At 55.4% G+C, this 21277-nt stretch carries 14 protein-coding genes and 6 pseudogenes; 9 read left to right on the top strand and 11 right to left on the bottom strand.

Going from position 1 to position 21277, the window contains the following annotated elements; all coding sequences use genetic code 11:
* Positions 1 to 109 (top strand): annotated as a pseudogene (locus ACTBDZ_RS03200) (IS5 family transposase); the annotation flags it as partial.
* Between the two features lie 10 nt (positions 110 to 119).
* Positions 120 to 2101 (top strand): annotated as a pseudogene (ppc, locus tag ACTBDZ_RS03205) (phosphoenolpyruvate carboxylase); the annotation flags it as partial.
* 56 nt (positions 2102 to 2157) lie between these two features.
* Here ppc and ACTBDZ_RS03210 read toward each other — a convergent pair.
* Both ACTBDZ_RS03210 and udp read right to left on the bottom strand, forming a co-directional pair.
* Positions 2158 to 2943 carry a tyrosine-protein phosphatase gene (locus tag ACTBDZ_RS03210; RefSeq protein ID WP_438814217.1) on the bottom strand — a complete coding sequence of 262 codons (786 nt, stop codon included), beginning with the start codon at positions 2941 to 2943 and terminating at the stop codon, positions 2158 to 2160.
* A 29-nt stretch (positions 2944 to 2972) separates the two neighbouring features.
* A pseudogene (udp, locus tag ACTBDZ_RS03215) lies at positions 2973 to 3741 on the bottom strand (uridine phosphorylase).
* 173 nt (positions 3742 to 3914) lie between these two features.
* Here udp and ACTBDZ_RS03220 point away from each other — a divergent pair.
* A pseudogene (locus ACTBDZ_RS03220) lies at positions 3915 to 4742 on the top strand (dienelactone hydrolase family protein).
* Positions 4743 to 4796: 54 nt separating this feature from the next.
* Here the strand turns inward: ACTBDZ_RS03220 and metE are convergent.
* Positions 4797 to 7055 carry a 5-methyltetrahydropteroyltriglutamate--homocysteine S-methyltransferase gene (metE, locus tag ACTBDZ_RS03225; RefSeq protein ID WP_438814218.1) on the bottom strand — a complete coding sequence of 753 codons (2259 nt, stop codon included), beginning with the start codon at positions 7053 to 7055 and terminating at the stop codon, positions 4797 to 4799.
* Between the two features lie 103 nt (positions 7056 to 7158).
* Between metE and metR the strand changes: the two are divergent.
* Positions 7159 to 8087 (top strand): annotated as a pseudogene (metR, locus tag ACTBDZ_RS03230) (HTH-type transcriptional regulator MetR).
* Here metR and ACTBDZ_RS03235 read toward each other — a convergent pair.
* The 6 genes from ACTBDZ_RS03235 to ACTBDZ_RS03260 form a co-directional block, all read right to left on the bottom strand.
* Positions 7990 to 8889: a carboxylate/amino acid/amine transporter gene (locus tag ACTBDZ_RS03235; protein WP_438814219.1), complete on the bottom strand. Its 900-nt coding sequence runs from the start codon at positions 8887 to 8889 to the stop codon at positions 7990 to 7992. The pseudogene metR and the gene ACTBDZ_RS03235 sit on opposite strands and share 98 nt — an antisense overlap.
* 96 nt (positions 8890 to 8985) lie before the next feature.
* The gene (gene pagP / locus ACTBDZ_RS03240; protein ID WP_438814220.1) at positions 8986 to 9576 is read right to left on the bottom strand and encodes a lipid IV(A) palmitoyltransferase PagP; all 591 of its coding nucleotides are present in this window, start codon (positions 9574 to 9576) and stop codon (positions 8986 to 8988) included.
* Between the two features lie 280 nt (positions 9577 to 9856).
* On the bottom strand, positions 9857 to 10678 hold the full coding sequence (gene cysE, locus ACTBDZ_RS03245; RefSeq protein ID WP_264626276.1) for a serine O-acetyltransferase: 822 nt from the start codon (positions 10676 to 10678) through the stop codon (positions 9857 to 9859).
* 169 nt (positions 10679 to 10847) lie between these two features.
* Positions 10848 to 11867, bottom strand: a complete 1020-nt coding sequence (gpsA, locus tag ACTBDZ_RS03250; RefSeq protein WP_438814221.1) for an NAD(P)H-dependent glycerol-3-phosphate dehydrogenase — start codon at positions 11865 to 11867, stop codon at positions 10848 to 10850.
* Entirely contained in the window at positions 11867 to 12352 is a 486-nt protein-coding gene (gene secB / locus ACTBDZ_RS03255) for a protein-export chaperone SecB (RefSeq protein WP_415672474.1), read from the bottom strand. The genes gpsA and secB overlap by 1 nt, the downstream gene beginning before the upstream one ends.
* Before the next feature lie 173 nt (positions 12353 to 12525).
* Entirely contained in the window at positions 12526 to 12957 is a 432-nt protein-coding gene (locus ACTBDZ_RS03260; RefSeq protein WP_438814222.1) for a rhodanese-like domain-containing protein, read from the bottom strand.
* A gap of 332 nt (positions 12958 to 13289) precedes the next feature.
* Between ACTBDZ_RS03260 and envC the strand changes: the two genes are divergently transcribed.
* The gene (gene envC / locus ACTBDZ_RS03265) at positions 13290 to 14606 is read left to right on the top strand and encodes a murein hydrolase activator EnvC (RefSeq protein WP_438814223.1); all 1317 of its coding nucleotides are present in this window, start codon (positions 13290 to 13292) and stop codon (positions 14604 to 14606) included.
* Between the two features lie 25 nt (positions 14607 to 14631).
* Entirely contained in the window at positions 14632 to 15567 is a 936-nt protein-coding gene (locus tag ACTBDZ_RS03270; RefSeq protein ID WP_438814236.1) for a divergent polysaccharide deacetylase family protein, read from the top strand.
* A 41-nt stretch (positions 15568 to 15608) separates the two neighbouring features.
* On the opposite strand, the pseudogene tdh reads toward ACTBDZ_RS03270, so the two are convergent.
* A pseudogene (gene tdh, locus ACTBDZ_RS03275) lies at positions 15609 to 16635 on the bottom strand (L-threonine 3-dehydrogenase).
* A gap of 13 nt (positions 16636 to 16648) precedes the next feature.
* Complete coding sequence (locus tag ACTBDZ_RS03280) at positions 16649 to 17845, bottom strand: glycine C-acetyltransferase (RefSeq protein WP_438814224.1); 1197 nt, start codon at positions 17843 to 17845, stop codon at positions 16649 to 16651.
* Positions 17846 to 18084: 239 nt separating this feature from the next.
* On the opposite strand from ACTBDZ_RS03280, the gene rfaD reads away from it, so the two are divergent.
* The 3 genes from rfaD (at position 18085) to rfaC (ending at position 21213) form a co-directional block, all read left to right on the top strand.
* Positions 18085 to 19017, top strand: coding sequence for an ADP-glyceromanno-heptose 6-epimerase (gene rfaD / locus ACTBDZ_RS03285; protein ID WP_438814225.1), 933 nt, complete (start codon positions 18085 to 18087; stop codon positions 19015 to 19017).
* 127 nt (positions 19018 to 19144) lie between these two features.
* Complete coding sequence (gene rfaF, locus ACTBDZ_RS03290; RefSeq protein ID WP_438814226.1) at positions 19145 to 20194, top strand: ADP-heptose--LPS heptosyltransferase RfaF; 1050 nt, start codon at positions 19145 to 19147, stop codon at positions 20192 to 20194.
* On the top strand, positions 20194 to 21213 hold the full coding sequence (gene rfaC / locus ACTBDZ_RS03295) for a lipopolysaccharide heptosyltransferase RfaC (protein ID WP_438814227.1): 1020 nt from the start codon (positions 20194 to 20196) through the stop codon (positions 21211 to 21213). Before rfaF ends, rfaC begins: the two co-directional genes overlap by 1 nt.
* Positions 21214 to 21277 lie beyond the last annotated feature (64 nt).

The raw sequence follows: 21277 nt of genomic DNA on the forward strand, positions 1-21277 counted from the left end.
AAAGGAATATCGACGGATCGCCACACGTTATGAAAAAACGGCAAGAAACTATCTAGCAATGGTGAAACTGGGCTGCATCCGCGTGTTTTACCACCGGTTACGCAATTAAGGGACACAGCCTAGATGAGCAATTGGAAAAATCCTTTGGTTTCCGCCTGCCGGTGGATTCTGTCCCCGTGCGCTTTACCTCCTGGATGGGCGGCGACCGCGACGGCAACCCAAACGTGACCGCCAAAATCACCCGTCACGTCCTACTACTGAGCCGTTGGAAAGCCGCAGACCTGTTTTTACGCGATATTCAGGTGCTGGTGTCCGAGCTTTCCATGTCGGAATGCACACCGGAACTGCGTGAGCGCGCCGGTATCGCAGAAGGGGAAGAGGTTCAGGAACCCTACCGCGTTATTATGAAATCCCTGCGTGCGCAGCTTAACGCGACCCTGACTTACCTTGAGGGCAGCCTGAAAGGCGAGCGCACGCTGCGTCCGCACGATCTGCTGGAACACAACGGACAGCTGTGGGAACCGCTGCACGCGTGTTACCAATCGCTACATGCCTGTGGCATGGGCATTATCGCCGACGGCCAACTGCTCGATACCCTGCGCCGCGTGCGCTGCTTCGGCGTGCCGTTGGTACGTATCGATGCGCGTCAGGAAAGCACGCGTCACACCGAAGCGCTGGCGGAAATCACCCGCTACCTTGGGCTGGGCGACTACGAAAGCTGGTCTGAATCCGACAAGCAAGCGTTCCTGATTCGAGAATTAAGTTCCAAACGTCCGCTGTTGCCCCGTCAGTGGGAACCGAGCGCAGAAACCAAAGAAGTGCTGGATACCTGCCAGGTGATCGCCGAAGCGCCGCAGGGCTCTATCGCCGCTTACGTGATCTCTATGGCGCGCACACCGTCCGATGTGCTGGCCGTACACTTGTTGTTAAAAGAAGCGGGCTGCCCGTTCGCCTTGCCGGTCGCTCCGCTGTTTGAAACGCTGGATGACCTGAACAACGCCGACAATGTGATGAAACAACTACTGGGTATCGATTGGTATCGGGGCTTTATCCAGGGCAAGCAGATGGTGATGATCGGCTATTCCGACTCCGCCAAAGATGCAGGCGTGATGGCGGCTTCCTGGGCGCAATACCGCGCGCAGGACGCACTGATCAAAACCTGCGAGAAAGCAGGCATTGCGCTTACGCTGTTCCACGGACGCGGCGGCTCCATCGGTCGCGGTGGCGCACAGGCTCACGCCGCCCTGCTGTCACAACCGCCGGGCAGCCTGAAAGGCGGCCTGCGCGTCACCGAACAGGGCGAAATGATCCGCTTCAAGTTCGGTTTACCGGAAGTGACCATCAGCAGTTTGTCGCTCTATACCGGTGCTATCCTTGAGAGGCCAACCTGCTGCCGCCGCCAGAACCGAAACCGGAATGGCACGACATAATGGATGAGCTTTCTCGCGTGTCTTGCGATATGTATCGCGGTTATGTGCTTGAAAATCAGGACTTTGCACCTTACTTCCGCGCCGCAACGCCGGAACTGGAACTGGGTAAACTGCCGCTCTGCTCACGCCCGGCCAAACGCCGCCCAAACGGTGGTGTAGAAAGCCTGCGCGCTATTCCGTGGATTTTTGCCTGGACACAAAACCGCCTGATGCTGCCAGCCTGGTTGGGCGCGGGCGCTGCGCTGCAAAAAATCGTGGAAAATGGTCAGCAGAAAGCGCTGGAAACCATGTGCCGCGACTGGCCGTTCTTCTCCACGCGTATCGGGATGCTGGAAATGGTGTTCGCCAAAGCGGACCTGTGGCTGGCGGAATACTACGATCAGCGTCTGGTCGACGAAAAGCTGTGGCCGTTGGGCAAAGAGCTGCGTGACCAGTTGGCGGCAGATATCAACGTGGTGCTGCGGATTTCCAACGATGACCATCTGATGGCAGATTTGCCGTGGATTGCTGAGTCTATCGCGCTGCGTAACGTCTATACCGACCCATTAAACGTGCTGCAAGCCGAGCTGTTACACCGTTCGCGTGAGCAGGAGAACCCCAGCCCGGAAGTGGAACTGGCGCTGATGGTGACCATTGCCGGCGTGGCAGCGGGTATGCGCAACACGGGCTAACCGCAACAACGCTCTGTTCCCGCCTCGCACTGAGGCGGGATATCGCCTTGCTTTACCTAGTCAACCAGATACTTACGCTGCAACTGGTAGCGCGCGTCATCATCCAGCCCATAGTCCGTCGCCAGCCAACGGTTTATAGACCCGTACTGCTCCTTAATGGTTTTTAGCGCAGTGGCCAAAAACATTTCCCTCACGGACAGAATGTAGGAGAAGTCCGATAACTCCTTCTCACTCATGGTTTCTGCCAAACTGGTCAGTAATTCGTTACGAAAAGGAGCCAGCGTGGTATCTGTCAGCAGGTAATCTTCCATCACCGTTTTTTCATCTACCCCCAGAGCGAACAGTACCAACGCTACGCCAATACCTGTGCGATCTTTTCCGACAGCGCAATGCTGCACCAATGCCCCTTCTTCTGGCCTCAGCAATAGCGCCACCAGATGACGATAAGCCGGATTATTGAAAGGCAACTGGCGGTAAAGCATTAACATGAAGGCTTGTGCATCAAGGTCATACGCTTTTTTTTCGCGTGCAGATTCCAGATCTGCCGTGACCTGATGCCGAACCGGGTTAGCCGGGCAGGCGTGATACTGTGCGCCGGTCCACAGGACATCGGGTCTTTGCGCCGCCTCAGCCACATCGCGGTAATCAACGACATGAGAGACGGGGACGCCCGCCAGATGCTCGCAATCCGCCGGACTAAGACGGTGTAATGCCCCAGCTCGAAACAGTCTAGTCGCACGAATAGAACGGCCATCCGCCGTACGCAATCCACCTAAATCACGGAAATTGATGCCACCCTCTAACGCAACCAGAGAGGGATGGCGTGGTGCTGATGTTGTCATACTACTCCTTGCAATACGTGGCGGAAAACTCAGGCACTCAATAGCCGGCGTGCTGCATCCAGCACCACCGTAACGGCAGCGGTTTCTGCCAGTTTCATCGTCGCAACATCCGGCGTTTCCTGCTGGGTGCGGTTGACGATCACGCCTGCGACCATGCCCGCCCGCAATCCCTGACTGGAACACATGGTAAGCAGCGTGGCCGACTCCATTTCATAATTCAGCACTCCCATGCTTTGCCACTCTTGCATCGAGCCTTGAAAACGCCGCACGACGCGCCCAGAATAGGTATCGTAGCGCTCTTGCCCCGGATAAAACGTATCCGAAGAGGCGGTTACGCCAATGTGCAGCGGGAAACCGGAGGCCTTCGCAGCATCAACCAGCGCGGCAGTGCACGCAAAATCGGCCACGGCCGGATACTCTAGCGGCGCAAAGTGCAGGCTGGCACCGTCCAAACGCACTGCTGCCGCCGTCACCAACACGTCACCCACATTCATATCAGGCTGGATCGCCCCGGTGGTGCCCACGCGCAGAAAGGTTCTGACGCCTAATTGCGCCAGTTCTTCCACCGCAATGGAGGTCGAGGGGCCGCCAATACCCGTAGAGCAGATAACCACCGGTTGCCCTGCAAGCGTAGCACGCCAGGTGGTAAATTCACGGTGCGCGGCCAGAAACACAGGGTTATCCATCTCGCGCGCGATTTTTTCAACCCGCGCCGGATCGCCCGGGCACAATGGCTAACGTCGCCCCTTGCAGCCCCTGTTTGGTTAACCCCAGGTGGAACACATCAGATTCAGACATACTCGTCTCCTCATCATGGGCAAGATAGTACCGTTTATTATCCTAGCGCATCAGTACCCTAACAGCAGTGATATATCTCACTACCAAAAGAAACCAATACAGTGGTATACACTTATAAATTGCGCGTTGTCACACCAATAATCCCTTTTATGCTCAAGAGGAGAACAACCACCATGAAAGTGGCCGAACCGCTGGAACTCCGACAAACCGATCGGGCGATGACCCGTGCCGTTACGCCCCATGCCGAGTCAACTATCCTCACCGACAGCCAAGGGATTATCGCGGGTGAGACCACCATTCCGTCCCAAGGTGAGCAGCTTCCCGCCTACCTCGCCAAACCGGCATCAGGCGACGTGCCTTATCCCATCATTCTGGTGGTGCAGGAAATTTTTGGGGTGCATCAGCATATTCAGGATGTCTGCCGTCGGCTAGCGAAACAGGGTTATCTTGCCATCGCGCCAGAACTGTATTTTCGTCAGGGCGATCCACATCAGTATGATGATATTCCGACGTTGCTGAGCGGATTGGTCAGTAAAGTGCCGGATGCACAGGTGCTATTGGATCTCGATCGCGCGACCAACTGTGCCGTGCGACAAGGCGGCGATGCCAACAAAATAGGGATTACCGGCTTCTGTTGGGGCGGACGCATCAGTTGGCTGTATGCGGCGCACAATCCGCAGTTGAAAGCCGCGGTTGCCTAGTACGGTAAATTTTCCGGTAACAAAACCCTGACCACGCCGAAAAACCCGGTTGATATCGCAGCCTATCTCAGTGCACCCGTGCTCGGTTTGTACGGCGCAGAAGATGGCAGTATCCCGCTCGATCAGGTAGAGCTGATGCGACAGGCGCTACGCGCCGCCAACGCCACGGCGGAGATTGTGGTGTATCCCGAGGCGGGACACGCTTTCCATGCGGATTATCGCTCCAGCTACCATCAAGCGTCTGCTCAGGATGGCTGGCAGCGTATGCTGGCGTGGTTTGCGCAATACGGTGTGAAGTAAGCAGAAAAAAACGCAGGGAGAAACCGCCCTGCGTTTGGTACCAACTTCGTGAGGTTAAGCTTCAGTGGCGCGCAAGCGCTGCGCCGTTTCGACCATGTTAGCCAGCGATTGACGCGTTTCCGGCCAGCCGCGCGTTTTCAGGCCGCAGTCCGGGTTGACCCACAGGCGCTCGGCGGGAATACGCTGCGCCGCTTTACGCAACAGCGCCTCAATCCATTCCACGCTCGGTACGTTCGGTGAGTGGATGTCGTACACGCCCGGCCCGATTTCATTCGGGTACTCGAACTCTTCGAACGACTCCAACAGCTCCATGTCGGAACGCGAGGTTCCAATGGTGATCACATCCGCATCCAGTGCCGCAATGGAGTCCATGATGTCGTTAAACTCGCAGTAACACATGTGGGTGTGAATCTGGGTGTCATCCCTTACCACGGCCGCATTCAGACGGAATGCTTCCACGCCCCATGCCAGATAAGCCTGCCAGTCAGAACGGTGCAGCGGCAGCCCTTCACGCAGTGCCGGTTCATCAATCTGGATAATACCGATACCTGCACTTTCCAAATCCGCCACTTCATCACGCAGTGCCAGCGCGATCTGCTTGGCAATGGTTTCACGGCTGACATCTTCGCGCGGGAACGACCAGCACAGGATGGTCACCGGCCCGGTCAACATGCCTTTTACCGGCTTGTCGGTCAGGGATTGGGCATACTTTGCCCACTCGACCGTGATCGGTTCCGGGCGGCTAATATCACCGATGATCACTGGCGGCTTCACGCAGCGTGAACCGTAGCTCTGCACCCACCCGTTTTGAGTGAAGATAAAGCCGTCCAGGTGTTCACCAAAATACTCGACCATGTCGTTACATTCTGCTTCACCGTGCACCAATACGTCCAGACCCAGACGTTCCTGCTCGACAATCGCCTGTTTGATGTGTTCAGCGATGCCGGTACGGTAGTTGTTACCATCAAGGCGGCCTTGCTTGAAGTCCAGACGCAGGCCACGAATTTCCGTGGTTTGCGGGAAGGAACCAATGGTGGTAGTCGGCCAGTCGGGCAGATTGAAACGTGCGCGCTGTGCCTCGGCACGTACCGGATAGGCGTGTTGACGCTGGCTATCCTGAGCGGTGATCGCCGCCAGACGCTGAGTCACTGCCGCATTGTTAACACGCGTTGAGGTGCTGCGCGCACGAATCGATGCGCTGTATTCCACCAGAGCAGCACCCTCGCCGCTGTTCAGTGCCGCTGTCAGCAGCGACAGCTCAGCACACTTCTGCAATGAGAAGGCGAACCAGCTTTTAACTTCGTCATCCAGACGCGTTTCCACGCTCAGATCGATCGGGCTGTGCAGCAGAGAATAGGAAGAACCGATCCACAGTTGACGCTGCCCGACCAGCGGTTGCAGGCGTTCAAACCAGGTGCTGAGATCCGCACGCCACACGTTACGACCGTTAATCACACCCAGTGATACCAGCCAATCAGCCGGCAGTTGTGCCAGCAGCGCAGCGGCATCATCCTTGCCGTGCACCAGATCCACATGCAGACCTTGTACCGGCAGCGCACGGAGGGTATCCAGGTTATGGCCGATGCTGTCAAAATAGGTGGTCAGCAGCAGTTTGACCGAGCCCTGCAACGCATCGTAAGCCGGTTTAAAGGCATCCAGCCACTCTTGCGGCAGTTCCAGCACCAGTGCTGGCTCATCAATTTGCACCCACTCGATACCACGTTTTGCCAGCACCTGTTGATACACCGGCAGAATGTCTTTCAGCAGGGAGAGACGATCGAATGCGTCACCCTTTACTTTGCCCAACCACAGGTAGGTCACCGGCCCCAGCAGCACAGGTTTGACCTTGTGGCCCAGCGCCAGCGCTTCATCCACTTCGTCGAGCAGTTGCGTCCAGGTCAGGGCAAAACGCTGTCCCTGAGTGAACTCGGGCACCATGTAGTGGTAGTTGGTGTTAAACCATTTGGTCATCTCTGCGGCGGCCGCCGGTTCGCCCGTCGGCGCACGGCCACGGCCAATGCGGAACAGCGTGTCGATATCAACTTTGCCATCGGCATTTTGGTGGCGCGCAGGCACGTTACCCAGCAGCAGGCTGGTGGTCAGAACGTGATCGTACCAGGCAAAATCACCCACTGGAAGCAGGTCAACGCCAGCGTCTTTCTGCTGTTGCCAGTGACGTGCCCGCAGCGATTTGCCCACTTCCAGCAGTTCAGCCTGAGTAAGGTTGCCTGCCCAATAGCCTTTTTGCGCTTTTTTCAGTTCACGGCGCAGTCCAACGCGCGGAAAACCCAGTGTGTGATTTAAAATTGCCATCGTTGATCCTCATTTAGCCGTCCAGATGTTTACACATCCATAATCAATAGGTACTGTATAATGCACAAGCGCAAATTATTCACTGTCATTGTGAAGGACTCTCATGATCGAACTGAAACACTTACGGACACTGCAAGCACTGCGCGGCACAGGCTCGCTGGCAGCCGTTGCCGCGCAGCTTCACCAGACGCAATCGGCGCTTTCCCACCAGTTCAGTGAGCTGGAGCAGCTTCTGGGTTTTCGGCTGTTTGTACGTAAGAGCCAACCGCTGCGCTTTACTCCTCAGGGGGAAATCCTGCTGCAATTGGCCGATCAGGTGTTGCCCCAGATTCAACAGGCGTTGCAGGCATGCAACGAACCGCATCAGACCACGCTGCGTCTGGCGATTGAGTGCCATAGCTGTATTCAGTGGCTGACGCCCGCTCTGGAGCATTTCCACAACCAGTGGCCGCAGGTGAACATGGACTTCAAATCCGGTGTCACCTTTGATCCCCAACCGGCACTGCAACAGGGGGGAATTGGATCTGGTGATGACATCGGACATTTTGCCGCGCAGTGGGTTGCACTATTCACCGATGTTTGATTTTGAAGTGAGACTGGTGCTGGCGCCGGACCATGCATTAGCGAGTAAAGAGACGATTTCACCGGAGGATCTCGCCAATGAGATCCTGATGATCTATCCGGTTCAGCGCCAGCGCCTGGACATCTGGCGTCATTTCCTGCAACCGGCTGGCATCAGTCCAACGCTAAAGAGCGTGGATAACACCCTGTTGCTGATTCAGATGGTGGCGGCATGCATGGGTATTGCCGCGCTGCCACACTGGGTAGTGGAAAGTTTTGAGCATCAGGGTTTGGTGGTGACCAAAACGCTGGGTGAGGGGTTGTGGAGCCGACTGTACGCTGCGGTACGCGATGGAGAGCAGCGCCGAGGCCTTTATTCGTTCTGCCCGCCAGCACGCGTGTTCGCATCTGCCGTTCGTTCGGGATGCTGCACGACCCAGCGCTGGTGTACCCACAAAGCCGCAAGGATAATCAGAGACCCCAGCGCGAAACGCCCCCAGTCGGGCGTCTTCTGCCAGAAGAGGAAGTTAACCAGTAGTCCGGCAGGGACGTGAAAGTTGTTCATGATACTCAGCATGCCCGCATCCACCTTGGTAGCACCGTAGTTCCACATGAAATAGCCCAGGCCGGAGACAATCGCCCCCAGGAAAACCAACACGCCCCACTGTATCGGGGCAGTGGGTAGCTTGGTGAAGTTGCCAAACAGTCCCCACGCTACCAACGTCACCAACCCCGCCCCCAGATAGAACCAGGAAAACGCACTGTGCTGCGGCATCGGGTGCAGCTCCATCAGGCGTTTATAGCCCACTTGCCCTGCGGCGAAGCAAATGTTGGCAGCCTGAATCAGCAGAAAACCATGCCAAAAATGCGCACTGACGCCATGATAGTGGATGACTACGGCCCCCAATACTGCCAGCAACGCGCTAAAGGCATAGCCCCAGCGCAAGCGCCGCCCGCTGATTACATCGTAAATCAACGTGACGTACAGCGGCGTCATTACTGAAAACAACAGCAGGGTCGGAACATCGAGATAGAGATAACTACGGAACAGCAGCAGGTACATCACGCCCAGTTGGATCACGCCGATCAGCAAATACAGCCCCAATACTTTGGCTGAATACCCACGCCAACGCAGGAACGGCAGAAAAACTACGGCGGCCAGCACTAAACGAAACATGGCAGAGAACCAGCTATCGACCTGCCCCGCCAGATATTCGCCAATCAGGCTGAATGAAAATGCCCACAGAATGGTGGTAATGACCAGTAATAACACGCTGACACCCTAGTAAAAACGATAAGGGGCCATTGTACCGCATTGGCTGCATAATCCTCGACCAATGCGGTTTACATTTGGTTTATATACCAACAATCAGATTTGCCAGCGCAGCCAGGCAAAAAAGACGTTGCCGTTGTTGTAGGTGCCAGGAATGTAGGTCGCCTGAAAGGAGAGGCGCTGATAGTTCACCGAGACCAGCGGCAATAGCACCGGAATCGGGATATAGTGCCAGTTGTCCCGCATAGTAACGCCAGCGGTGAAACCCGCACCCAATTGGAAATCCGGATTCGTGGTAGGCGTCCAGCGTTTCTCAAAGCCATAACCGCCGATGGGCCCCCATTTGTTGAAGGAATCCTTGAAGGCCATCAGGTACAGACCGTGCCAATCGCCCTCGGCATCCAGACGTGACACGCCATAGCACGCACCCCAGGGACGTTCATTGTACTTGTCGGTTTTCTCTTTGTCGTAAGTCCAGCGGTTATGCCAGGTGATAGCCGGGATATAGAGATCCTGACTTGACGAGTTCGACCAGGTTTCTGACAGATTAAATTTGGCTTTTTGCCACCAACTGCCCTGCACATTGCTCTGCACAGACTCCTTCGACATTTCCACGGCGGAATCCGTTGGGGCAGCGAGAGAAGGAAGCGAGAACAGAAAAGGGAAAAGGGTAAATATCACTCGCATCAGATACATCTTTGCTTCTCGTAAACCATCAATATTGTTGCGAGACCTGAACCGTCAGATGACAGGGAAAGTCTGGTTTAGGGAAACAGACCCCGGGTAAAAGGCCTGTCCAAAGCGGTATTATGACGGATTCACACGCTATATTGCGTGTAATTGTCGGTGAAGCGGCAATATTTAAGATATTTCTTATAAGAAAATATCTTAGTTCAGCTGAATATTCGGATAGTATGCGATATAAGTAGGGAAAATCATTTGAAAAACAGCTTACGATAAGAAGAACTCAAATCCCATCGCCGTATTCAAATCCCCGATTGATCCCATTGAAGTATTGATCCATGTCCATCGCGGGTTTGTCGCTTTCCGGACGCCCTACAATGCGCGCTGGCACACCCGCCGCCGTGGTATGCGCCGGAACCGGTTGCAACACCACGGAACCTGCGCCAATTTTTGCGCCACGCCCGACTTCAATATTACCGAGAATCTTGGCACCCGCGCCGATCATGACCCCTTCGCGGATCTTGGGATGGCGATCGCCGCTGGTTTTCCCGGTCCCGCCCAAGGTGACAGATTGCAGGATAGACACGTCATTTTCCACCACCGCCGTCTCACCGATCACAATCCCGGTGGCATGATCGAGCATGATCCCACAGCCAATGGTCGCAGCCGGGTGAATATCGACGCCAAAAGACACCGAAATCTGGTTCTGAAAATATATGGCCAGCGCTTTGCGCCCCTGATACCAGAGCCAATGACCAATGCGGTAGGCCTGAAGCGCATGAAATCCCTTCAGGTAAAGCAGCGGCGTGGAGTATTTATCCACCGCCGGGTCACGCTGACACACCGCGCGAATGTCGCACGCGGCTGACAGAATCATTTGCGGATCGGCACGGTAGGCCTCTTCCACCACTTCGCGAATGGCGATCGCCGGCATGATGGAATTTGCCAACTTGTTCGCCAGCATATAACTCAATGCGCTGCCCAGGTTTTCATGTTTCAGCAATGTGGCATGAAAAAAGCTGGCCAACATCGGCTCGCAATCAGCCAGCGATCGGCCTTCTGCTTTGATATTTGCCCACACCAATTCCAATTCATCAGTCGACATTGCCTTCACTCCCCTGCCGCACCGTTCATTGCGATGCGCTGACACGTTGCATTTATTGTTATCGCCCGGCACGCTTGCCAAAGACTCGCGTAGCCGCCAGCATACGATATAAAAGCCAAAAAACGCCAGAAGACCAGCGTCACCGTTGGCCTCAAGGGATAACGTTGTATTATTCGCGCTCGCTTTCGTCTTTGCGCGTTCTACCAAGCAGGGTAAGCGCCGCTTCGCGCGCGGCCTTGCCACAGTATAAAACCTGCCACAGTTGTTCACTGATGGGCATTTCTACCCCATGACGCTGCGCCAACACCAGCACCTCTTTGGTATTGCGATAACCTTCCACCACCTGACCAATCTGATCCTGAGCGCTTTGTACATCCAGCCCCTGGCCCAGCATCATGCCAAAGCGGTGGTTACGAGATTGGTTATCGGTACAGGTCAGCACCAGATCTCCCAGCCCCGCCATCCCCATAAACGTGGCGGGATCGGCCCCAAGCGCCACGCCAAGCCGCGTCATTTCCGCCAGCCCACGCGTGATAAGCGCCGTGCGCGCATTGGCACCAAAGCCAATGCCATCGGACATGCCAGCGCCAATAGCAATCACATTTTTTACCGCGCCGCCAAGCTGAACGCCGATAAGATCGGGGTTACTGTAAACGCGAAAACTCTTACCACAGTGCAGCAACGTTTGCAGATCGTCAGAAAACGTTTTGTCTGTCGCGGCCAGCGCGATAGCGGTGGGTAATCCCGCCGCGAGTTCTTTCGCGAACGTCGGACCAGAAATCACCGCCAGAGGAATCTCTTCACCTATTGCTTCCCGCGCCACATCTTGCAACAAGCGCCCGGTTTCTGCCTCCAACCCTTTTGTCGCCCACACCAAGCGCGCATCGGCACACAGCAGCGGTTTTAGCTGACGCAGCACATCACCAAACACATGGCTCGGCACCACCACCAAAATATCGCGACTCGCCGCCAACGCCTGCGCTAAATCAGACTCGAGGTGCAGCGTATCGGGGAAAGGCACATCCGGCAGGAACGCCTGGTTACACCGGGCGGCCTGCAATGTCTGTATGTGCGCAGGATCGTGTCCCCACAGCACCACGGAGTGGCCATTGCGGGCCAGCGTAATCGCCAGGGCGGTGCCGTATGAACCGGCACCGACCACTGTCATGGAAGCATTAGCGGTGCTCATCAGGCATCCAGGCGCGGTGCGCCGTTTTCACCTTCTGCGGACTGCCCTTCCGTTTGCTGTTGCAGATAGTTCATGAACAGCGCATCGAAATTCACCGGCGCCAGATTCAACTGCGGGAATGTACCGCGTGTCACCATGCTGGTCACACATTCACGCGCATACGGGAACAGAATGTTCGGGCAGTAAGCGCCCAGGCAATGTGCCAGTTGCGTGCCTTCCAGACCGCCAACGGTGAAAATACCCGCTTGCTGAACTTCACACAGGAACGCGGTATTTTCGCCCAACGTCGAAGTTACCGTTACGCGCAGCACAACTTCATACACGTCTTCCGCCAGTTGGCTGGACGCCGTATCCAGATCCAGTTTAACTTCCGGTTGCCAATCCTGTTGAAACACCTGAGGAGCATTAGGCGCTTCAAAAGAGACATCCTTGGTGTAAATACGTTGAATCTGAAAAGTCATTTCGGCGGAGTTTTGTTCGGACATGTTGGCTAATACCTTTAATGTTAACGTTTTTGATGCGCCGCATTCACCGTGTGGCAGCGGACGCCAATGTGTGCATTTAAAATCGAACAATGCGCGCAGGAAACCTGCGCCTGGTTACAACCTACCATACCTTTACGGCATGCTTTAAAGACATTCGGCTTGCGCCATCGCGCTTATTTACCCTGCACCAGCGGAAGATTCTCACCGCTCCAGCCGGACAGGCCGTCTTTCAGAACAGACACGCGTTCAAAACCGGCTTTCAGAAAGTTGTCAGCGGATTCACGCGAGCTGATACCGTTCACGCAAACGACGATCACAGGGCGTGCTTTATGTTTCTCCAACTCGCCCAGACTGCCATTCTTAATGTCGTTAGGCAGCAGGTTGATGGCGTTGGCAATGTGACCACGACGGAAATCATCACGGTTGCGCAAATCAACGATAACCGCTTCTTCTTTATTGATAAGTTGAATGGCTTCGCCACGCGCGATTTCTTTCACCTTGGAAAGCTTACTTTTCACGGTCATGACAATAACGGCAACCAACAGTGCAACCCAGGCGATACTCATAATCGGATGCCTGCTTACGAACGACATAATCTCTTGCATGGGGGGTAACAGCTCCCGAATCAGTTAATCAACAAAAATCAAGGTTTCTGAGTATACCTATGCAGTACAGCAATTACAGCCTGTAACAACCAGTAAGCCGCTAAACTGTAACTCTATCTGTGGCATGAATCAGAAAAATCGTAGCGACCGCCGCTAACGGTTGTGCCATTTTATGCGTATTGCACCCTTTTTATCTATGCTTGATGCAGTTCATCCTGTGTAAACCTTACCCAAGATGCGCACCTCTGCAACATGTCCTTTCATTACCGGAGAGAGAAAAGCGCGGTAGGATGACTGGTCAGGGGCTGCCCATCGTGAAATAATCCCATCTTATGAATAAGAAAGCGTCAGTGGTCTCGCCCCGAGTACCATGCAGTGTGCCTGCTCAGGGTTCAAGCACAGGCAAATCGCCGCTGCATGCGCTGCTCGCGATATGTATCAGCGCGGTTTGCTTTGGGGCTTTTGCGTGGCCGACGCTCGGGCTCGGTGCCGATAATCAGCAACAGCTCAAGACCCTGCAACAGGATATCGCGGAGAAGGAAAAACGCGTTCAAGAGCAGAAACAGCAGCGCAGTACGCTGCTCAACCAGTTGCAGCAGCAAGAACAATCCATCGCCCGGGCCAGTCGCCAACTGCGTGACACCACGGGAACGCTTGCCACACTTAGCGAAGAGCTTAAAGCGTTGGCAACCTCCATCACCAAACTCGAAAGCCAAAGAAAGCAGCAGGAAGCGCTGCTGGCACGCCAATTAGACGCCGCCTTTCGTCAGGGTCAACACAACGGCTTGCAACTGATCCTCAGCGGCGAAGAGAGCCAGCGCAGCGAGCGTATTTTGGCCTACTTTGGTTACCTGAATGAAGCGCGCCAGCAAAACATCGCTGAGTTGCAACACACCCGCACCGAGCTCGCCGCGCAGAAACGGCAGGTAGAGCAGAAGCAAGCAACGCAAAAAACGCTGCTCGCCGAGCAGCAAACACAGCAAAAGGCGTTGGAGCAAGCGCGGGATGAACGTAAACAAACCCTATCCACGCTGGAAAGTTCGCTGGAAAAAGATCAGCAGCAACTGACAGAATTACGACAGAATGAAGCATGCCTGCGCGACCAGATTGCCCGCGCTGAACGCGAAGCCAAAGCGCGAGCCGAACGCGAAGCGCGCGAGGCAGCCAAGGTGCGTGAACGTGAAGAACAAGCCAAACGCAGCGGCAGCCGTTACCAACCATCGGAAAGTGAGCGTTCACTTATGGCGCGCACCGGCGGGTTGGGCCAACCCGCCGGTCAGGCTATCTGGCCAGTGAGGGGACGGGTTGAACACCGTTTTGGTGAACCCTTGCAGGGCGAATTGCGCTGGAAGGGATTGGTGATCGCGGCACCAGAGGGTACTGATGTCAAGGCCATTGCCGATGGCACCGTGCTGATGGCTGATTGGCTGCAAGGGTATGGACTTGTTGTGGTGTTGCAGCACGGCAAGGGAGACATGAGCCTGTATGGCTATAACCAGAGCGCACTGGTGTCGGTCGGCGCACAGGTGAAAGCCGGACAACCGATCGCATTAGTGGGCACCAGCGGTGGCCAAAGCCAGCCTGCGCTCTACTTTGAAATTCGCCGTCAAGGTCAGGCGGTCAACCCACAACCTTGGTTAGGGAAATAACAGGGAAACCATTTTGCTGATACCGATGTTACGAAAAGTACGCCGTCCGCTTCTCTTCACCTTGTTATTGGCATTTTGTTCATGGGCGATGGCGGGAAAGCTGTCAATTGTGATTGATGATTTCGGCTATCGGCCCCACAACGAAAATCAGATACTGGCGATGCCAACCGCCATCTCCATTGCGGTGTTGCCTAACGCGCCCTATGCCCGTGACATGGCAGTAAAGGCCCACCAGCAAGGGCGCGAGATATTGATCCACCTGCCGATGGCTCCGATGGGAAAACAGCCTCTCGAGAAAGATACACTACGCCCGGAGATGAGCAGTGAAGAGATCGAACGCATTATCCGTCAGGCGGTAAATAACGTCCCTTACGCGGTCGGGTTAAATAACCATATGGGCAGCGCCATGACCTCCAGCCTGCCAGGCATGCAAAAGGTGATGCAGGCCCTCAACGCTTATCAGCTCTACTTTCTCGACAGCATGACTATCGGCAGCAGCCAATCCATTCCGGCTGCGGCGGGCACGCACGTCAAGGTGATCAAGCGTAAGGTCTTTTTAGACGATACTCAGAATGAGGCGGATATTCGCACCCAGTTCAATCGTGCGGTGCAACTGGCACGCCGTACCGGTTCCGCCATTGCCATCGGTCACCCGCACCCCGCGACTATCAAAGTGCTGCAACAGATGTTGCCCACGCTGGATACCGATATCGTTCTGGTGCGCCCCAGCCAGTTGTTGAATGAGCCGGTTCACTACCAGACGCTGCCCTATGAACCTCGCCCTGCGCAACCAGCACGTAGACCGTTCCGCAAACCGCAACTGTGTACTATTAAACAGCCACTACCGCCGGTGGGTAACGACGTCTTCTTTAAACTGATCGGGGAAAGCTTACGTGACAGTGCGCCCGTTCATTTTATAGAGCAGCGCTGGCGTACCTGGGTCACATCCGGGGATAAATAAATGCATAGCGCGCCCTGGCCTCGGGGCGCGCTACGATGCCGTTAATCCCAGTGCAAAATCACTTTGCCGGATTGCCCAGAGCGCATCACATCAAAGCCCTGCTGAAAGTCATCTATTGGGAAGTGATGAGTGATAATCGGCGTTAAATCGAGGCCAGATTGGATTAATGACGCCATTTTATACCAGGTTTCGAACATCTCCCGCCCGTAGATTCCTTTGATCGTCAGCCCTTTGAAAATCACTTCGTTCCAATCAACCATCATCGGCTCCGGCGGAATGCCAAGCAGCGCCACCCACCCACCGTGGTTCATGGCATGCAACAACGCGTGCATCGCGGCTGGCGCGCCGGACATTTCCAGGCCCACATCAAACCCTTCACGCATCCCCAGCGACAACATGACATCCGCCAGCGTCTCTTGCGCCACATTCACCGCTCGCGTAACGCCCATTTTGCGCGCCAGCTCCAGTCGATATTCATTTAACGTCGGTGATCACCACATGGCGCGCCCCAACATGGCGGCACACCGCCGCCGCCATAATGCCTATCGGACCAGCGCCTGAAATCAACACATCTTCACCGACCATATCGAACGACAGCACGGTATGCACGGCATTGCCAAAGGGATCGAAAATCGCGGCCAGCTCATCAGAGATTCCATCAGGAATAGGAAACGCATTAAATGCCGGGATCACCAGATATTCGGCAAAGGCACCGGGACGATTAACGCCAACGCCGATGGTGTTACGGCAAAGATGACGCCGTCCCGCGCGGCAATTGCGGCAAAAACCGCAGGTGATATGCCCCTCTCCTGCCACGCGATCGCCAATCAGAAAGCCACTGACCTCCTGACCAATGGCAACGATTTCACCGACATATTCATGCCCGACGATCATTGGAACGGGAATGGTCCTTTGCGACCAGCTATCCCAGTTGTAAATATGCACATCAGTACCGCAAATCGCCGTTTTGCGGATCTTGATCATGATGTCGTTGTGGCCCACCTCTGGCAACGGCGCATCCATCATCCAGATACCGGGTTCCGACTTCAGTTTGGCGAGTGCTTTCATGCGTTTCCCTCCGTTAGCTGACGACACCAAGGCGTTTCCCAACCCGAATAAAGGCGGCTACGGTATGTTCTATCTGCTCCGTGGTGTGCGCGGCCGACATCTGCGTACGAATGCACGCTTGCCCTTGCGGCACCACGGGATAGAAGAAGCCGGTGACGTATACTCCTTCACGCTGCATGGCCAACGCAAAATCTTGCGCCAACCGCGCATCGCCCAGCATCACCGGGATAATCGCGTGATCGGCACCCGACAGCGTAAATCCAGCGGCCGTCATGCGCTGACGGAATAGCGCGGCGTTTTTCCACAGCTGCTCACGCAATGCATCACCTTGTGCCAGCAAATCCAATACGGCAATGGAAGCCGTGACAATCGCGGGGGCCAGCGAATTGGAAAACAGGTAAGGACGGGAGCGTTGGCGTAGCCAATCAATCACCGGTTTACACGCGGCAACATAGCCACCAGACGCACCGCCCAGCGCTTTGCCCAACGTACCGGTCAGAATATCGACGCGCCCCATTACATTGCAGTATTCATGGGAACCTCGCCCTTGCTTGCCGACAACCCCCACCGCGTGCGAGTCATCCACCATCACCAGCGCACCATAACGCTCTGCCACATCGCAAATGCCTTTCAGGTTGGCGATCACGCCATCCATTGAAAAGACACCGTCGGTCGCCACCATCAGCGTGCGAGCGCCTTCCGCTTTTGCCTTTTGCAACTGTGCTTCCAGTTGCTGCATATCGTTATTGTCATAGCGATAGCGACGCGCTTTACACAACCGGACGCCATCAATGATCGAGGCGTGATTCAGCGCATCGGAGATGATGGCATCGTCGTCACCCAGCAGGGTTTCGAACAGGCCACCGTTCGCGTCGAAACAGGAGGAGTAAAGGATGGCATCTTCCATGCCGAGGAAATCCGCCAGCTTATGCTCCAGCGTTTTATGGATATCTTGCGTGCCGCAAATAAAACGCACGGACGCCATGCCAAAACCGTGGCTGTCCAACCCCGCTTTCGCTGCTGCAATCAGGGTTGGGTTGTCTGCCAGCCCCAGATAGTTGTTGGCGCAGAAATTCAGCAAAGGGCCACCGTCGGCCACCTCGATATCAGCACGTTGCGCCGTGGTGATAATCCTTTCTTCTTTAAACAGGCCGTCGGTTCGCGCCGCCATCAGTTGCGCGGAAAGACGCTGATAAAACGATGCAGGCATGGTGTCACTCCTTTGTGTAAGCCCGTACACAGCTTAATCAATCCTGTTTATTACGGTGACAGATAACGCCACAGAATCTGAAAAATGCCAGGTGGGTCACGACCTGCCGCGACACCGCCTCGGTAAAACCTTGCGGCAGCGCAAAATGGTGTACTGTCTGTAGTGCAACGAAATGTTATGATAGCAATCATAAATAGTGTGGAGCGTGGTGCTTCACGAGATTTACAAGGGTTACTCCCATGATCATCGTCATAGGCGGAGCCGGCTTTATCGGCAGCAATATTGTTAACTCATTGAATGACATCGGTTATCGAGACATTTTGGTGGTGGATAACCTGAAAGACGGCACCAAGTTTGTCAATCTGGTCGATCTGGATATTACCGATTACATGGACAAGGAAGACTTCATCGCCAGTATCGTTGCAGGCGACGATCTGGGCGATATCGATGCCATCTTCCATGAAGGTGCATGCTCTTCCACCACGGAGTGGGACGGCAAGTACATGATGGACAATAACTATCAGTACTCGAAAGAGGTGCTGCACTACTGTCTGGAACGTAGCATCCCGTTCCTGTACGCCTCTTCCGCAGCCACGTACGGCGGGCGCACCAGCGACTTTATTGAAGAACGCCAATACGAACAGCCGCTGAACGTCTACGGCTATTCCAAATTCCTGTTCGACCAATACGTGCGCGATATTCTGCCGCAGGCAGATTCGCAGATTTGCGGCTTCCGCTACTTCAACGTCTACGGCCCGCGCGAAGGGCACAAAGGCAGCATGGCGAGCGTCGCGTTTCATCTGAATAACCAGATCAATCAGGGCGAAAATCCAAAACTGTTCTCCGGCAGCGAAAATTTCCAACGCGATTTCATTTATATTGGTGATGTGGCTGCGGTTAACCTGTGGTTCTGGCAGCACGGTGTTTCCGGTATTTTCAACTGCGGAACGGGTCGTGCCGAGTCGTTCCAGGCCGTGGCCGATGCCGTGTTGGATTTCCACCAGAAAGGCCAGGTGGAATACATTCCTTTCCCTGAAAAACTGAAAGGCCGTTACCAGGCCTTCACGCAGGCCGATTTGACCAAACTGCGCGCGGCAGGCTACGACAAGCCCTTCAAAACGGTGGCTGAAGGTGTCAGCGACTACCTAGCCTGGCTGAACCGCTCCGCGTAAACGCCACAACAATGTGCGGCCGCACGCATGTATTGCCGCACGTTCCCGGTAAGCAGCAGGCACCGGATTGCATCCTTCGATGGCATTTTTCTGGCCGCCAAGCAACAGAACATAAAAGATAAACGCTATGAAAATCCTGGTGATTGGCCCATCCTGGGTGGGTGACATGATGATGTCCCACAGTCTGTATCGTTCGCTCAAAGCACAGTACCCGGATGCACAGATTGATGTCATGGCGCCGGCCTGGTGCCGCCCTCTGTTGGCCCGCATGCCGGAAGTGCGTCAGGCGCTGGCGATGCCGCTCGGGCACGGGGCGCTGGCGCTGGGTGAACGTCGGCGTTTAGGGGTGTCGTTGCGCGAGCAAGGTTACGATCGTGCCTATGTGCTACCGAACTCGTTTAAATCCGCGCTGGTACCCTTCTTTGCCAAGGTGCCAGAGCGCACCGGTTGGCGTGGCGAGATGCGTTATGGCTTGCTTAACGATGTGCGAGTATTGGACAAAGCCGCGTTTCCCCTGATGGTGCAGCGCTATGTCGCCCTAGCCTATCCGCGCGACCAGATTCATCGGGCTGAAGATCTTCCGCAGCCTCTATTATGGCCGCAGCTACAGGTCGCACAGGCAGAAATCGACGCTGTGCTCCCCACCTTTGATTTAGTAAGCGAGTGCTCACTTATTGGTTTCTGCCCCGGCGCTGAATTTGGCCCCGCCAAACGCTGGCCGCATTATCACTATGCCAGCCTGGCACAAACGCTGATCGAACGCGGCCATCACGTTGTACTGTTCGGATCAGCCAAGGATAACGAGGCGGGAGAAGCGATACGCGATACGTTACCCGAATCTCTGCGTGCCTTTTGCACCAATCTGGCAGGCAAAACGTCACTGGATCAAGCCGTGGTGCTGATCGCCGCCTGTCACGCCGTGGTCAGCAATGACTCCGGATTAATGCACGTGGCAGCCGCGTTAAACCGCCCTCTGGTGGCACTCTATGGCCCCAGCAGCCCGGATTTCACCCCGCCGCTGTCACATCATGCCAACGTTATCCGCTTGATTACCGGCTATCATCGCGTGCGCAAAGGCGATGGCGAGCAGGGATATCACCAAAGCCTGATTGATATTCAGCCTGAGCGCGTGTTGGAATCCTTGATGCCTTACCTCCAGACACAGGAACATCGCTAATGCGGGTGCTGATCGTTAAAACCTCTTCCATGGGCGATGTCTTGCACACGCTACCTGCCTTGACGGATGCCATGCGCGTCATCCCCAATTTACGATTTGACTGGGTGGTGGAAGAAGGGTTTGCCCAAATCCCCACCTGGCATTCCGCCGTTGACCGCGTGATCCCCGTTGCCATCCGCCGCTGGCGTAAAAGCTGGTTCAGCGCAGAAACACGGCGTGAACGCGCGCAATTTAAGCAACAGCTGCGAGAGCGCCAGTACGATGCGGTAATTGACGCCCAGGGGTTGCTGAAAAGTGCGCTGTTGGTCACGCGTCTCGCGCGCGGGAAAAAACACGGTTTAGACAGCAGCAGCGCGCGTGAGCCGCTGGCCAGCATTTTCTATAACTACCGGCACCGCATTGCACGGCAGCAGCACGCCGTCAAGCGCACTCGTGAACTTTTCGCGGCCAGCCTGAGCTATCGCAAACCCAGTGAGCGAGGGGACTACGGTATTGCCCAGCATTTTCTGGCAGCACCGTCGGAAGATGCCGGGCGCTATCTGGTATTCCTACACGCCACCACCCGTGATGAAAAACATTGGCCCGAATCTCACTGGCTCGCACTGATCGCCAGCCTGCAACCGTCAGGATTGCGCATCAAACTCCCCTGGGGCGCAGAGCATGAACATCAGCGAGCGCAGCGCCTTGCAGCCGACTTTCCACATGTCGACGTGTTACCGCGTCTGAGTTTGCAGCAGGTGGCCGCCGTACTGGCGGGGGCACAAGCGGTTGTTTCCGTCGATACCGGCCTGAGTCACCTGACGGCAGCATTAGATCGCCCGAATATCACACTCTATGGCCCTACCGATCCAGGGCTTATTGGTGGATATGGACTCAATCAGGTGGTAGAACAATCTGAAAATCACCACATGAGCGCTATCTCTGCCGATGCGGTCCGGCAAAAGCTGTCAGAGTTGGTAGACTTACAGCCTCTCGACGCGACTTCCCTGCACACATCGGTGCAAAGCGCGCTTTTGTAAAGGCTTACGCCGGGGCTACACTCATGCCATCCCTGATGGTCGGGATAACGGGAATAGCCCTTGC

This window comes from Symbiopectobacterium sp. (genome assembly GCF_051710365.1).
Classification (GTDB): Bacteria; Pseudomonadota; Gammaproteobacteria; order Enterobacterales; family Enterobacteriaceae; genus Symbiopectobacterium.